The organism is Neobacillus piezotolerans (genome assembly GCF_003362805.1).
Lineage (GTDB): Bacteria > Bacillota > Bacilli > Bacillales > Cytobacillaceae > Bacillus_D > Bacillus_D piezotolerans.
The window spans coordinates 12,698-27,664 of the sequence record NZ_QNQT01000013.1 but is presented as its reverse complement, the minus strand read 5'-3'; the positions used below and the strand labels follow the sequence as shown (position 1 = coordinate 27,664).

13 protein-coding genes and 2 pseudogenes are annotated in these 14,967 nt (G+C 47.3%); 3 read left to right on the top strand and 12 right to left on the bottom strand.

Features of this window, described 5'->3' with window-relative positions; all coding sequences use genetic code 11:
- Positions 1 to 157 precede the first annotated feature (157 nt).
- The 5 genes from DRW41_RS19555 to DRW41_RS19535 form a co-directional block, all read right to left on the bottom strand.
- Complete coding sequence (locus DRW41_RS19555; protein WP_115453715.1) at positions 158 to 643, bottom strand: DUF6803 family protein; 486 nt, start codon at positions 641 to 643, stop codon at positions 158 to 160.
- 216 nt (positions 644 to 859) lie between these two features.
- Positions 860 to 1,417 carry an elongation factor P gene (efp, locus tag DRW41_RS19550; protein WP_115453714.1) on the bottom strand — a complete coding sequence of 186 codons (558 nt, stop codon included), beginning with the start codon at positions 1,415 to 1,417 and terminating at the stop codon, positions 860 to 862.
- Between the two features lie 19 nt (positions 1,418 to 1,436).
- Positions 1,437 to 2,498 carry a M24 family metallopeptidase gene (locus DRW41_RS19545; protein WP_115453713.1) on the bottom strand — a complete coding sequence of 354 codons (1,062 nt, stop codon included), beginning with the start codon at positions 2,496 to 2,498 and terminating at the stop codon, positions 1,437 to 1,439.
- The gene (gene aroQ, locus DRW41_RS19540) at positions 2,498 to 2,947 is read right to left on the bottom strand and encodes a type II 3-dehydroquinate dehydratase (RefSeq protein WP_115453712.1); all 450 of its coding nucleotides are present in this window, start codon (positions 2,945 to 2,947) and stop codon (positions 2,498 to 2,500) included. Before aroQ ends, DRW41_RS19545 begins: the two co-directional genes overlap by 1 nt.
- Positions 2,948 to 3,046: 99 nt before the next feature.
- Complete coding sequence (locus DRW41_RS19535; protein WP_245959504.1) at positions 3,047 to 3,562, bottom strand: YqhR family membrane protein; 516 nt, start codon at positions 3,560 to 3,562, stop codon at positions 3,047 to 3,049.
- A 170-nt stretch (positions 3,563 to 3,732) separates the two neighbouring features.
- On the opposite strand from DRW41_RS19535, the gene DRW41_RS19530 reads away from it, so the two are divergent.
- Both DRW41_RS19530 and DRW41_RS19525 read left to right on the top strand, forming a co-directional pair.
- Entirely contained in the window at positions 3,733 to 4,677 is a 945-nt protein-coding gene (locus DRW41_RS19530) for a DUF1385 domain-containing protein (protein ID WP_115453710.1), read from the top strand.
- A gap of 57 nt (positions 4,678 to 4,734) precedes the next feature.
- Positions 4,735 to 5,121: an SA1362 family protein gene (locus tag DRW41_RS19525; protein ID WP_245959510.1), complete on the top strand. Its 387-nt coding sequence runs from the start codon at positions 4,735 to 4,737 to the stop codon at positions 5,119 to 5,121.
- A 23-nt stretch (positions 5,122 to 5,144) separates the two neighbouring features.
- On the opposite strand, the gene DRW41_RS19520 is transcribed toward DRW41_RS19525, so the two are convergent.
- The 5 genes and pseudogenes from DRW41_RS19520 to DRW41_RS19500 form a co-directional block, all read right to left on the bottom strand.
- On the bottom strand, positions 5,145 to 6,029 hold the full coding sequence (locus DRW41_RS19520) for a patatin-like phospholipase family protein (RefSeq protein ID WP_115453709.1): 885 nt from the start codon (positions 6,027 to 6,029) through the stop codon (positions 5,145 to 5,147).
- Positions 6,030 to 6,129: 100 nt separating this feature from the next.
- Positions 6,130 to 7,155 carry a spore photoproduct lyase gene (gene splB / locus DRW41_RS19515; protein WP_115453708.1) on the bottom strand — a complete coding sequence of 342 codons (1,026 nt, stop codon included), beginning with the start codon at positions 7,153 to 7,155 and terminating at the stop codon, positions 6,130 to 6,132.
- A 110-nt stretch (positions 7,156 to 7,265) separates the two neighbouring features.
- Positions 7,266 to 9,029 (bottom strand): annotated as a pseudogene (locus DRW41_RS19510) (vitamin B12-dependent ribonucleotide reductase); the annotation flags it as partial.
- 321 nt (positions 9,030 to 9,350) lie between these two features.
- Positions 9,351 to 10,145: pseudogene (locus tag DRW41_RS19505) on the bottom strand (ribonucleotide reductase barrel domain-containing protein); the annotation flags it as partial.
- A 356-nt stretch (positions 10,146 to 10,501) separates the two neighbouring features.
- A complete protein-coding gene (locus DRW41_RS19500) occupies positions 10,502 to 11,335 on the bottom strand; it encodes a lipoate--protein ligase family protein (RefSeq protein ID WP_115453707.1) in 834 nt (277 codons plus the stop codon).
- 196 nt (positions 11,336 to 11,531) lie between these two features.
- Between DRW41_RS19500 and DRW41_RS19495 the strand changes: the two genes are divergently transcribed.
- Positions 11,532 to 11,915, top strand: coding sequence for a rhodanese-like domain-containing protein (locus DRW41_RS19495; protein WP_115453706.1), 384 nt, complete (start codon positions 11,532 to 11,534; stop codon positions 11,913 to 11,915).
- Between the two features lie 236 nt (positions 11,916 to 12,151).
- On the opposite strand, the gene gcvPB is transcribed toward DRW41_RS19495, so the two are convergent.
- Together gcvPB and gcvPA are read right to left on the bottom strand one after the other, a co-directional pair.
- Positions 12,152 to 13,612 (bottom strand): aminomethyl-transferring glycine dehydrogenase subunit GcvPB, encoded by a 1,461-nt coding sequence (gcvPB, locus tag DRW41_RS19490; RefSeq protein WP_115453705.1) that lies wholly within the window; start codon positions 13,610 to 13,612, stop codon positions 12,152 to 12,154.
- A complete protein-coding gene (gene gcvPA, locus DRW41_RS19485) occupies positions 13,605 to 14,951 on the bottom strand; it encodes an aminomethyl-transferring glycine dehydrogenase subunit GcvPA (RefSeq protein WP_115453704.1) in 1,347 nt (448 codons plus the stop codon). The genes gcvPB and gcvPA overlap by 8 nt, the downstream gene beginning before the upstream one ends.
- Positions 14,952 to 14,967 lie beyond the last annotated feature (16 nt).

Sequence of the window (14,967 nt, the reverse complement as noted above, 5' to 3'; positions counted from 1 at the left end):
TTGACTTATCGTAGCGAGGGGACCGAAGTACACTAGGCGCTGGGCGCCGGAGCTGGACAAATAGAAATGCGTAGGCGCCCGGTTAGCGCCTCTTATAGAAATACAAAATCCAAAAAAGGCCGGCTATCGGGGTTACCGATGCAGCCGGCCTTGGGGTTTACATATTGTGCATATCGTGCCCGCCGCCTAGCGTCGGGTCGAGCATGCCAAAAATCATCGCTACATGGGCCACTATGAGGAAAAGCCCGACGAATGAAACATGCAGCTTCATTTTTCTTCGTTCAGGGCTATTTTTCATGACGATTCCCATATCAAGCAGGGCCATTCCGAGCAATGGGACTATACCAAGGAGATAAAAAGTTACCGCGACAAAATCGATCCATCCATGCCATCCACCGTTCAGGGTAAGAGGCAGCCACGCATTTTTCATCAAATAAACAAAGATGCCGGAGAAATAAATACCAGCTATTATGCTCGAGATTTTGTTAACTTTCCGTAACCTGCCATTGTAACTGCCTGTAAATAGTATTCCAAGCTCTGTTATGGCGATCGTTTCCGCGAGAATGACGACCGCTGCCATAAAAATGAGCAGGTTCCAGGGCTGGTTATCCGCTAGCAATCCCATATAGTGAGTCATGTTCATTGTACATTCTCCTTTTTATCCGGCTTACAGTTAATATAAAAAATAAATATGCAGAAACTTAGCAGAATACGCGAACACTTTGTTAACGATGGCACATGATTTGATGGAACAGAAGAATAAAATTTTTGAAATATACTAAGGGTACCTCTGGCAGGAAATGAAAAAATCCGGCTCCCATATAGCGGGGCCGGATTCATTTTAATTTTTTATCGGGAATTACGCGCGTGATACATAGCTGCCATCTGTCGTATTAATGATCAGACGGTCACCCTGGTTTACGAAAAATGGCACATGGACAACAAGGCCAGTTTCCATTGTAGCCGGTTTGGAACCGCCGGAAGCTGTATCTCCCTTGATTCCCGGCTCTGTTTCAGTTACTTCAAGTTCAACTGTATTCGGAAGTTCAACACCGAGTGTTTCTCCATGGTACATCATAATGGAAACTTCCATGTTTTCCTGAAGGAATTTTAATTCGTATTCAATCACGCTTGCTGGCAGCTCGATTTGCTCATAGGATTCATTGTCCATGAAAATGTGCTGCTCGCCGCTTGCATAAAGATATTGCATCCTGCGATTGTCAATTTGAGCTTTCGCGACTTTCTCCCCGGCTCGGAATGTTTTTTCATTCACATTGCCTGTGCGGAGATTGCGAAGTTTTGAACGGACAAAAGCCGCGCCTTTTCCCGGTTTGACATGCTGGAAATCCATAACCCGCCAAATGCCACCGTCTACCTCGATCGTTAGCCCTGTACGGAAATCGTTAACTGAAATCATTTGTGTTCCTCCTAGTTCCTTAAAGAATGATCAGTTCCTTCGTTGAGTGCGTAAGGGATTCATTGTGGTCAAGCGTTATCACAGTATCATCCTCGATACGTACGCCGCCAAGCCCAGGAATATAAATGCCTGGTTCCACGGTGACAACCATGCCCGGTTCAAGGATCGTCTCGGAAATCCTTGACAGGGACGGCCCTTCATGGACTTCAAGCCCGATGCCATGGCCAGTGGAATGGCCAAAATGTTCGCCATAGCCCTTTTCGGAAATAAGGTTGCGGGTTAGCGCATCGGCTTCCTTGCCTGTCATGCCTGGCTTAATGCCGGCCATGCCGCGAAGCTGGGCTTCAAGCACAATATCATAGATATCCCTTAACTTCTGGTCAGCGGCACCCACCGAAACGGTCCTGGTTATATCAGATACATACCCTTTATAATAGGCACCAAAATCAAGAGTTACAAAATCGCCAGTCTCGATCACTTTATCGCTGGCGACCCCATGAGGCAAAGCCGAACGGTGGCCAGAAGCGACGATGATATCAAAAGAAGAGGAAGAGGCTCCAGCCTTCCGCATGAAAAATTCAAGCTCATTTGAAACTTCAAGTTCTGTTTTGCCCGGACGGATAAACTCCAGGATATGTGTAAACGCAGCATCTGCAATGCCCGCTGCTTCCTTTAATATCTTAATCTCTGCATCCGTCTTAATCAAGCGCAACTTTTCAATCGCACCATCGACCGGAACGAGTTCTCCTTCATAAACCTTTTCATACGACTTATACAGCGCATATGTAACATGATTTTGCTCAAAGCCAAGCTTTGTTATTCCCAGTCGCTTTGCCTGCTGGGCAACTTCTTCCTGCATCGTGCCACCGTGCTTTACAACTTCAAAGCCCTCGCATTGATTCGATGCCTGTTCAACATACCTGAAATCGGTAATAAAAAATGCCTTTTCCCCGCTAATCAAAACAGCGCCGGCAGACCCAGTGAAATTGGAGATATAACGGCGGTTAAACCCGCTCGTAATCAGCATTCCGTCAATTCCTAATTTGCCGAACTCATTCCTCAGTTTCTCCAGTTTTGACATTACAGTTCCCTCTCCTTCTCCATTTCCATCAGGGCAATTAAGGCAAGTTCATATCCTTTTGCGCCCAAACCGCTAATTTGCCCGCGGCAAACAGCAGCCGTAACAGAAGTATGCCTGAAATTTTCCCGTGCATGGATATTCGATATATGTACTTCGATAACAGGGACCCGGATTCCTGCAATCGCATCCCGAATCGCATAGCTATAGTGTGTATATGCGCCCGGATTAAAAATAACCCCCGTAAACCCGGCTTCTTCCGCTTCCTGAAGCCAGTCGACAAGGGTTCCTTCATGATTCGATTGCCTGCACTCAACCTCCGCCCCATTGGCGGCGGCAAGATTGGCAACGGCGGACTCGACGTCTTTCAATGTCCCCTGCCCATAGACTCCGGGTTCCCGTTTACCAAGCATGTTCAAATTCGGCCCATTTAACAGCAAAAATTTCTTCATAATCCGATTTCCCCAAATCTTGAATTTGCCCCTAAGCCGGGGCATTATTTTCTAAATCATTCTATCATACTCCGGTCCATTCTCCTACTGGGATACTTTTCAGGACTCCCCCCGATTACGATAGTCCCAGGAAATCGAATACCCGATGAAAACGCCGTAAAGGATGAACAGGCAAATGGAAGTTACCAATGTATTTTTATCAATCGCACCAAAAGGCGAAATTCCGGGAAACATCGGATTTAAAAGGAAAAAAATAAGCAGGAACAAAAGAACCCCATATATGATGCCAGAAAGCAGCCCATCCCTTTTCTTTAACAACGCTGCATAAATAAAGGAAGCCCCAATTGAAACAATCCCAATCAGGACAATTGCGACCAATGTTCCCAACCAGCCATTTTTCCACGACCCAAGCGCCCATGGACCGAGGACCACCCTGGGGGCAATTTTAGTAAAATGAAAATAATAGCCTATTTGGCCGATGAAACTCCAGATTAAACCTCCCCACAAGCCGGTTAGCAAAACGAGCTTTCCAAATCCGTTATCACCGGATAAACCCTTATTTTCCTTAACATTATTGTTTTCCATTGTTACCAATCCTTTTTTAAAAGAGTTCATTTGTCTGGCATAGTATGTACGGTTAATCCATTTTTCCTTCATGATAAGCAGATTTTTAGTCGGAAAAGGAAAGTCAAACCTAGTTGTTTTAGCGTTTTTCTAGTAAAATATAGGCAAGTACATCCAGCCTGCAGCTGAGTGTGCAACTTCATGATTAGGTTGGTGTAAGAATGGCAAATGAAAAAAAACCAATATACGGAGGGCAAGCGGTCGTCGAAGGGGTGATGTTTGGCGGAAAATATCACTATGTTACAGCAGTCCGGCGGAAAGATGGATCGGTCGATTATTTCCGGTTGCCCCGCAAAACCCACCCGTTTGTCGCTTCCTTGAAGAAAATCCCTTTTCTCCGGGGAATCGCCGCAATCGTGGAAGCAAGCGCGAACGGCTCAAAACACCTGAATTTTTCAACTGAACGCTATGATATAGACCCGAAGGACGATGAATTAATTGAAAAGCAGGAAACGTCCAAGCTCTCCATGTATCTTGGCGTCGCGGCAGTGGGGGTTATCTCCTTTCTTTTCGGGAAATTCCTTTTCACGCTCATTCCCGCCTTCCTGGCCCACCTGGCATCACCGATTTTTCCAGGCCGTCCCGCCCAGGTCCTAATCGAAGGCCTTATCAAACTGATCCTGCTTCTTGCATATATATATACTGTATCGCTTACCCCTCTCGTAAAAAGGGTATTCCAATACCATGGGGCGGAGCATAAAGTAATCAACTGTTTCGAAAGCGGATTGGAGCTGACTGTTAAAAACGTCCAGTCCAGCTCACGCCTTCATTACCGATGCGGTTCAAGCTTTATTTTATTTACGGTTATTGTCGGTGTGTTCGTCTACATGCTTGTTCCGGCAGAACCATTGTGGGTCCGCCTATTAAACCGTCTCGCGCTTATCCCTGTCGTGCTTGGAATCTCTTTCGAAGTCCTTCAGCTTACAAATAAGCTCCGTGATGTTCCTATCCTCAGGTGGCTCGGGCTTCCCGGGCTCTGGCTTCAGCTTTTGACAACAAAAGAACCTGACGACAGCCAGGCGGAAATCGCCATCCTCTCGTTTAAAGAACTTCTAAAAATGGAAAAGGATAGTGAAACACAAAAAGCAACAGAAGAAATTGTCTAAATTCCTTCTAGCGCGTGTTTAAAATTGGGGGAATATGCTTATGATGCTCTTAGGGAGGTGGCTATCTTGAAAAAACGGAAATCCGTTCTTTTTGCAGGCGCACTTATACTTTTGGCGGCGATTGGCATGGTCGGGATGCTCGTTGATAATCCCGTAGGCTTTATCCGGAGAATCGCACTCATTGCCCTGATCAGCTTTATTGTATATTTAATTTTCCGCCGATTTATTGGCGCCGGCCCCGGTCCCGCAAGGAAAGAGCAACGGGCATTCCTCAAGGCTGCCAGGGAATCCAGAAAACGGAACGGACATAAAAACGACTCTGCCGGGCGCAATGTCATCCATGGTTCACTCGCATCATTAAGGAAGCCGAAAAAGAAAGCGGCGGCTCACCTGACGGTCATAGAAGGCAAAAAAGGCAAGAAGAAAAACCGGGCTTCCTTTTAGGAAATCCGGTTTTTCTTTTTAGATTAATAGCTCCATTTTCTAAAAAAGGTCTCCGCGCATTGCCGGCCATGGCTAATCAGCTTTTCTTTTTTCTCCGCTGTCAACCCAAACTCCGTGGAGGCCACTCCTGCTGTTGGAATGAAAATGATGTTTTTCGCGTGTTTCCTTGAAATATATCTCGCGTCATGCGCATCTTTCATTGTTTCAAACAATGCCTCAAAAAGCTGGATGGCATTTTTGATTTTGTGCTGTGGATGGTTCTCTGGTTCATGGCTCAGCTGGATTCCAAGGACCGGCCTGACCTTTTTTACGTTTTCCCTGTCAAAAAGCCACATTGGAAAATTGCTCAGCACCCCTCCGTCAACGATAATATTTTTCCCTCCCTCCGCTGCAAGCTTTACCGGTTCAAAAAAATAAGGGATGCTGCAGCTCATCCTAACAGCCTTCGCTACCGGGAAAGTTGTTGGTGATAGCCCGTATTTCGGTAGATCATCGGGAAGGATGATCATCTTTCCGTTTGTCAGGTCGGAAGCCACGACTCGAAGCGCATCCGGGGGAAGGTCACCGAATGTCCTTAATCCCTTTAAGGCAAGTGTTTCAGCAAGCCAATTTTCAAGCGCTTCCCCTTTATATAAGCCCAATTTCCGATACAAGAGGATCCATTTTGTCACCGGGCCCGGGATAAGCAATTTCCTTGAGTCCAATAAATCTGAAAGGTCCAGTTCGTCAAGCAGGGCATGCATCTCCCCACTTGAATATCCCGCGGAAATTAGGCTCGCCACTATAGAACCGGCGCTTGTCCCCGCAACCCTGCAAAACCTGAAGCCCCGCCTTTCGATCGCTTCGCAGGCGCCAACCAGCGCGAATCCTTTTATGCCGCCACCGGAAAAAACTCCATCTATCAGCATGGAAGCCACTCCCGTCGATGTAGTCCTCCTACATCTTTAAGCGGCTTCCTGCCAATATAGTACTGTGGACAAATTGAAAATTTTCACAAATGGCAATTGTTCACGTAAAGTACTGCACTTCGGCTTCGGGGAAATATTCGCTAATGTATCCACGGATTGTCCTTTCAAGTTCCGCGGCTTCTTCCGTCGGGTAAACATATTTGCCAATCCCGTAACGTCCCCATTTATATTTCCGTTTTTCTTCATCCATTTCAAGTTTTGTTTTCGGGTACCGCTTCAGGATGACATTTTTCGCCGGCTTCGTGAACCGGTGCTGAATCATTTCAAATGAAAGCTTGTTGATGAAAACACCATCAAGCGCCGCCCTGAGCCGTTCAAACAGCTCCTGGTAGCCTTCCTCCCAGCCTTCATGCCGGTAAATCGGAGCGACGATAAATCCGAGCGGATAACCGGCGTTGGCCACTTTCCTTGCCGCTTCAAGCCTTTCATCAAAAGAGGAAGTGCCAGGTTCAAAGTTTTTGATGACATACCGGGAGTTTACGCTGAATCTGAAACGGGTTTTGCCATTATGCTCCGCATCGAGCAAATGGTCGACATGATGGTATTTTGTCACGAACCGCAATTGCCCAAATTCAGTCTTTCCGATAAACTCGATGGCTTTTTTAAGGGAATGCGTCAAATGGTCGATTCCGACAATATCCGATGTACAGGCAGCTTCAAATCGGGTGATTTCCGGGGCGCGCTCATCCATGTATTTTTGCGCCTGCTCGAAAATTTCGTCCAAGTTGACGTACGTCCGAATATAGGGCTTTGAACCAAGCGTTGTCTGTAAGTAGCAGTAATGGCAATGGCCCATGCAGCCAGTCGCAAGGGGGATGGCGTACTCGGCCGACGGTTTCGAGGTGTCGAATTTCAGCGTTCTCCTGACACCTACAACCAATGTCGATTTCGCGTTCCGGTACTGCTGCAGTTCATTGTTCCCTGGAATGCCCCGGACCTGGTTATGGGAAGTCGTTTCCCGGATTTCAATCCCCATGCCCTCAAATTTTTCCTTCAGTTCACGGCCAAGCGGATATTCCAAGGCTTGAGGCTCAATATAAACCAATTGCGGCATGAACGGTTTCATTACTCGGCTCCTTTCTTTTGGTCAACTCTATTTAAAGTAGTATTGGCAAAAGAAAGGCAGGAAACAAAAAAAGAGGACGGAAAAATTTTTCCATCCTCCTGTTGATTAAATTATAGACCGCATTTCAGCTGGGCGTTGCAATTTGTGCATGTGTTGCAGCCGCCGATTTCTTTTACTTTCCCTTTGCGGCATACCGGGCATGTGTTGCCGACTTCCGAGCCAATTGTGACATCGGTGGAGCGAAGGTCGCTGATCGTGTCGACAAGGACAACATGCTGCTTGTGTTTCTGTTTCAGCTCAACCGAATCTTCAACTGTGTTTTCTTCAGCCTTTAGGGTAAGCACCTGGGAATCACGCGATCCGTCGACATAGACCGTCCCGCCCTTGGCTCCGCCTTTGTAAAGGCGCTCGTACACTTTTTCCACCTGTTCAACGCTGTAGCCCTTAGGCGCGTTGACCGTTTTGCTGATGGAGCTGTCAATCCAGCGCTGGATGACGCATTGCACATCCGCATGCGCTTCAGGAGCAAGTTCCATGGCGGTCACAAACCAGTGAGGAAGGTTCTCCGGATCCGCTTCTGGATTCTTTTCTAAAAATTCGCTTACAATATCCGCTTTAACTTCGATGAACTTGCCAAGCCTTCCGCTACGGAAGTAAGAAAAGGAAAAATACGGTTCCAATCCTGTAGAAACCCCAACCATGGTTCCAGTAGATCCCGTGGGAGCAACAGTCAATAAATGCGAGTTTCGGATTCCATTTTCCAAAATGGTTTCCCTGACTTCTTCAGGCATTTTTTGCATAAAACCTGTTTCAGTGAATGCCTTCCTTAGGCGGTTCGTTTCCTCATCTGTTTGGCCAACAAGGAATGGGAAGCTTCCTTTTTCCTTCGCCAATTCGACGGAAGTTTTATATGCGGTTACTGCAATGGTTTCGAAAACTTTATCAACAAGTTTGTTTCCCTCTTCGGATCCGTACTCTGTTTCACAATAAATTAATAGATCGTGAAGGCCCATTACTCCAAGTCCTACACGGCGTTCGCCAAGGGCTTGTTTCTTGTTGGCTTCGAGGAAGTATGGAGTCGAGTCAATAACGTTGTCCTGCATCCTTACGCCAGTAGCGACTGTTTTCTTCAGTTTTTCAAAGTTCACTGTCTTTGTTTCTTTGTCCGCCATCGCCGCCAAGTTTACGGCAGCCAAGTTGCAGACGGAATATGGTGCGAGAGGCTGCTCACCACACGGGTTGGTTGCAACTACTTTTTGCCCATATGCCTGGGCGTTTGTCATGTCATTGGCATTGTCGATAAAGAAGATTCCCGGCTCGGCCGAATAAGTGGCGCATATGTTAATCAGGTTCCAAAGTTCTTTCGCTTTAATCTTTTTATAAGTACGGACTTTATAGCCTATTTTTTCCCACTCGCGGACATCTCCGACTTTATGCCATTCTTCGTTATAAATTTTCATCGTTTCCTCGGCGTAGCTTTCGACTGCCGGGAAACGAAGTTCATATTCAGCGTCGTTTTCAACTGCTTCCATGAATTCCTTTGTAAGGGTAACGGAAATGTTTGCCCCTGTTAAAAACTCAGGATTGTGGACGGTGTAATTTCCGCCTTCAGCAAGCTTTTCTTCCGCATCGGCTATGATCCTTTCACTGAACCCGCCATAGCCTGGGATATGTTTATAATTGATGATTCCTTGGTACATTGCCTTTTCCTGCTCTGTAAGCGGGGTGAACTTAAGTTTGTTTTTCGCCTGCTTCTGTATCCAATCATCGGTTGTGTTTTCAATCAGGAACCTAAGGATCCTTGGGTTTTGCATTTTCGAAATAATGAATTCAATGATATCCGGATGCCAATCCGCTAGCATGATCATCTGGGCCAACTATGTTGCGTTGAATCGCTACTTCAACTCTCTAAGTCACCTTAGAGTTCAGACCATATCTTGCACTACAAGAGTACCCTCGCACTTCGGAAACCGCTTGGCCCCTACTCTACTCCCTTCCGCATAAAGCGTGGTTTCGATGGTCGTTGGACCTTCTCCCTATTCTTTAGAACTTAGGAGCTTGGCTGCTGATTGTCTTTATCCACTCGCTGTTTTCAAGCATTCACGCTTACCGTTTCCAGTTGCGTTGTAGCCAGCAAGCCATGTAAAGAGTTCCCAGCAATTCACGAGGTTTATTTATAGACGAGGCACTTCTTCACCACGTCTTGACCCACCTTGCTCAACGAGATGTGTCAGCTTGGCGATGTCATCGAGCCAGGATACCGAACCGGAAGATTTTCCGTTTACCCCTCTGGCTAGTGTCGCACGCGGCCTTAGGGTTGAACCGTTCGTTCCGACTCCGCCTCCGCGGCTCATAATTTCCATGACTTGCTTCCTGTGGTCGGAAATTCCTTCCCGCGAATCCTGCACAAATGGCATGACGTAGCAATTGAAGAACGTTACATCCGTGCCGGCTCCTGCCCCGTAAAGCACACGTCCCGCCGGAATGAAATTCATGTTCACGAGCTCTTCATAAAACTTGTTGAACCACTCGAGCCTTTTTTCTTCTGTTTTTTCAACCGATGCAAGGCCTGTAGCGTTTCTTAGCGCGATCTGCTCATAAAAGATTTCAAGAGGCTTTTCAATCACATCCAAGGACCTTGTAATTACTCCGGTGGTGATTTCCTCCGGAGTGTCAAGAACCCCGCGGAACTCCTCATCGACCATCACCTGGGCTTGTTTCTTTTCCCAGTCGATTTCAAGGATGTAACCCAGTCCCCTTGCCGGGAATTTAGGGTCTTCCTTCACTGTCAGAACGACGAAATCGCCTTTTGTCAGTGTAATCTTTTCGGTGTCCTTGAATGTGTACCTGTCCAGCATGACCAGGCGGGAAACACCTTTGTGGGTAATGTGCATATCCGGCGTAACAGGATGAACCTGCGGGAATAACCTGATATCCTCATTCAGCCTATCAAAATCAATATTTAGTTTTTTTCTTAACGCAACTGACATGATCGCATCTCCTTGTCCAAATTTTCTCATTCCTCATTTGTCGAATTCTTTGCTGTTATGTTAGGTCCAGTTGTTTAATTGGAATACCCTTAACCTATCATACCGAAACCCCCAAAATCAATATATAGTGCCTAAAATATTTTTAGCACCACTATATATTGGGTATAAGGCAAAAGAATAAAATTTTGTCAAAATCAAAATCACTTAAAAAACGAAGATAATGAGAGATTTTGCAGGAATTTCTACATGAGATTATTAATTTTGACATATTTCGAAGGTTGCTCTTTAGAGGAATAATTCAATAGAGAACAGGAAGGGTTTTCCAATCAAACGGAAAAAGAGCGGCATTCCGCTCCCTATCTTCTAAAATTCCATTCATCGTTCTCATAAACGTCCAAAGCAAGTTTTTCGACTTGCAAACGTTGCTCCTCGCTAAGATCATATGGGACCAATTCAATGCCAAGCCCGGTTTCAAACCCATTTTTGAATGCGGATTTCGCTTCTGCCAGGCTGACTGGCTTTTTGCTGACTTCATTAATCGTTACAGCTTTTTTTTTGAAGGAAGCCATCATCCTTTCCTTCACCCTTTCATTCGGGTAACGGAATAAGGAAAAGAGCTTTTCTTCATCAAGATCCAATAAAATGGAGCCGTGCTGGAGGATAACCCCCTTCTGCCTTGTCTGTGCACTCCCGGCAACCTTGCGTCCTTCGACAACAAGCTCATACCAGCTTGGGGCGTCAAAGCAGTTGGACGACCTTGGATTTTTGAGCGAATCCTTCTCTTCCTCCGTTTTTGGAATCGAAAAATTAGCGTCGAGGCCTAAATTCCTGAACCCATGCAGGATCCCCTCGGAAATGACTCGATAGGCCTCGGTTACTGAAGCCGGCATTTTCGGATGGCCTTCGGATACAATCACACTATATGTAAGCTCATTATCGTGCAGGACACCCCTGCCTCCTGTCGGCCTCCTGACAAAGCCAAGACCGAGTCGACGGACCGCCTCCATATTAATTTCCTTTTCAGCTTTTTGGAAATAACCGATTGACAGTGTCGCTGGGTTCCAGCCGTAAAAACGCACCACAGGCGGGATTTTCCCCTCGCTATGCCACTCCAGCATTGCTTCGTCGAGTGCCATGTTAAAGGAGGGAGAACTAGCCCCTGAATCAATGAAATACCATTTTTCCTTCATAACAGCCCTTCTTTACTGGTTAACTAGTACTTGCGCCGTGTTTTAGTCTATCAGAATGAAACTGATAATCCTAGCAGTATGAATTGCCAAAAAGCCCAGCAGAAAAAGAATTTGGGAATTGCCCTTTACTGTACCAAGCTTTGGCTTATATAATAGTACTTGTTGTTGCAGCAAAGCTTGAAAGGGGTACTTTAACGTGAGTCCATTGTATTTTATGCTAGTTATGATTGCCGGTTTCATCGTATACTCGGTCATCATGTGGCTCTATCAGCGCAAAATTGTCAAAACACTTTCAGAGGACGAGTTCCGTGCGGGTTACCGGAAAGCGCAGCTGATTGATGTACGCGAAGCGAATGAATTCGATGCAGGCCATATCCTGGGCGCAAGGAACATCCCGCTATCCCAATTGAAAACACGCATGAAGGAAATTCGTCCTGACCTGCCTGTTTATTTATATTGCCAAAGCGGAATGCGCAGCAGCCGTGCAGCGCAATTCCTTTATCGGAAAGGCTACAAAGATTTAAGCCAGCTTGAAGGCGGATTTAAGAAATGGTCCGGAAAAATTAAAGCGAAAAAATAGTGCGAGGGCCCTTGCAGTAATGCAGGTGGCCTTTTGTATTTGGGGAAATCACCTTTTGTTAAATGTAAAAACCTCAGTCTCATTTGCATGGAAAAGCCCGCACATTTTTACGATGTGCGGGCTTTCCTTTTGATATTCAAAAATGTATAAAACAAGGAACGCTCTCTAAGCATGGCATCTCTCGAAGGAAAAGTGTTTTTCTTTTCCTTGAAGTGCCCAGCGCATGCGACCTTCTATTATTCAGGGCGGTAACGCAGTACCGGTTTCCTTGCCGCAGTTGTTTCATCCAGCCTTCCGACAACGGTCGTGTGCGGGGCTTCCTGGACGATTTCAGGATTTTCTTCCGCTTCCTTTGCGATCTGGATCATTGTGTCAATGAATCCATCGAGGGTTTCCTTCGATTCCGTTTCGGTCGGCTCAATCATAATGCACTCCTCCACATTAAGTGGGAAGTAGATGGTTGGCGGATGGTAGCCGAAATCCAGGAGCCTCTTCGCGATATCGAGAGTACGCACCCCAAGTTTTTTCTGTCTGCGGCCGCTCAATACGAATTCGTGCTTGCAATGGCGGTCGAACGGAAGATCAAAATGAGGCTGCAGCCTTCTCATCATGTAATTCGCATTCAATACCGCATACTCAGTAACAGCTTTAAGCCCATCAGGACCCATCGACCGGATATACGTGTATGCGCGGACATTGATGCCGAAGTTCCCGTAGAACGGTTTGACACGGCCGATTGATTGAGGCCTGTCATAATCGAATACATACTCGTCGCCGCGCTTTGTCACTACCGGTTTTGGCAGGAACGGAATCAGGTCCGCTTTAACGCCGACAGGGCCGGAACCCGGTCCGCCGCCACCATGTGGGCCTGTAAATGTCTTATGCAGGTTGAGGTGGACGACATCGAATCCCATATCGCCAGGCCGGGCCTTCGAAAGGACCGCGTTCAAGTTGGCGCCGTCATAATAAAGCTTTCCTCCCGCACCATGGACGATTTCTGCCATCTCGAGGATGTTTTCTTCAAACAGCCCCAATGTATTCGGGTTTGTCAGCATGAGTGCCGCCGTATCTTCGCCTACAACCCTGCGAAGGTCTTCAAGGTCAACAAGGCCGTTCTCATTTGATTTAACCGTAACGGTTTCAAGACCGGCGACGGTTGCCGAAGCTGGATTGGTTCCGTGGGCGGAATCGGGAACAATTACCTTTGTCCGCTTTACATCATTGTTGGCTTCATGGAATGCGCGGATCATCATCAGTCCGGTCCATTCCCCGTGCGCGCCGGCGGCAGGCTGGAGTGTAACTTCATCCATGCCGGTAATTTCGATCAAATGCTGCTGCAGGTCGTACATCAAACCAAGCGCGCCCTGGACGGAACTTTCGTCCTGGAGCGGATGGATATGGGCGAAACCGCTGTACCTGGCAACATTTTCGTTAATTTTCGGATTGTATTTCATCGTGCATGATCCCAGCGGATAAAAGCCTGAATCGACGCCGTGGTTGCGCTTTGATAGCGCGGTATAGTGGCGCATAATATCGAGTTCGGATACTTCCGGAAGGTTCGGCTCTTCCTCACGTACATAGCCAACCGGGAGTAGACCGTTCAAATCAAGCTCGGGCACATCCATTTCCGGCAGGCTGTAGCCGATGCGGCCTGGTTTGCTTATCTCGAAAATTAGCTGCTGGTCCTGGTTATGCATGTAGATCCCCCAATTCCTTAGCAAAAGTATCAATTTCTTCCTTCGTCCTCTGCTCCGTTACAGCGACAAGCATATGCCCGGCCAAATCCCCGTAATCACGGCCCAGGTCATAGCCCCCGATGATTCCTTTTTGCAGGAGCGCCTGGTTGATTTCCTTGACCGGTTTATTGAGCTTGATGACAAATTCATTGAAGGACGGCCCATCCATGACGATTTCGATGCCATTTTCCTTCAGTGCTTTTTTTGCATAGTGCGCCTTTTGGATATTTGCCGCAGCCATGTCCCTCACGCCTTTTTTGCCGAGGGCGGTCATCGCGACAGACGCGGCAAGCGCGTTCAAAGCCTGGTTCGAACAGATATTTGATGTCGCCTTATCACGGCGGATATGCTGCTCGCGGGCTTGCAGGGTCAACACGAATCCGCGGCGCCCCTGATCGTCATGGGTCTGGCCGACAAGCCTTCCTGGAACCTTCCTCATCAATTTTTCAGTTACAGCGAAATATCCGCAGTGAGGGCCGCCAAACGCCGCGGGGATCCCAAACGGCTGCGCGTCTCCCACGACGATATCCGCGCCGAACTTGCCCGGAGGCGTTAGCACGCCCAATGCAAGCGGGTTGCTCGAGACAACAAACATCGATTTATGCTCATGTGTGATTTCTTCAATTTCTTTCAGCGGCTCAATTCTGCCGAAGAAGTTTGGATACTGGACGATAACAGCTGCGATATCCCCACCCGTCAGCTCCTTCATGGCATCAAGGTCGGTCAAGCCGTCCTTGGATGGGATTTCCACTACATCAATGTACTGTCCCTTCGCATATGTTTTTACAACCTCGCGTGATTCCGGATGCACTGCATCAGAAATCAGGATTTTCTTCCTGCGAGTTTGCGCGGCGCTCAGCATGGCGGCTTCCGCAAGGGCGGTCCCGCCGTCATACATCGACGAGTTCGCGACATCCATGCCAGTGAGCTCGCTGATCATTGTCTGAAATTCAAAAATCGCCTGCAATTCCCCCTGGGAAATTTCCGGCTGGTAAGGGGTATAGGCAGTATAGAATTCGGAACGGGAAAGGACATGGTCGACAATGACCGGCATATAATGGTCATACACTCCCGCTCCAAGGAAAGATGCGTGGCTCTTAAAGTCGGCGTTTTTGCCGGCAAGCACGGCGAGTTCCTTCATAAGGGCTGTTTCTGATTTGGCAGGTTTGATATTGTATTCGCCCTGGAAGCGGACCTTCTCAGGGATATCATTGAACAGCTCATCGACGGAATTGACGCCGATCGTTTCAAGCATTTCCGCCTTGTCTTGTTCCGTCATCGGTAAATAGCGGTGTTTCATCAGGATTTCCCCCTAA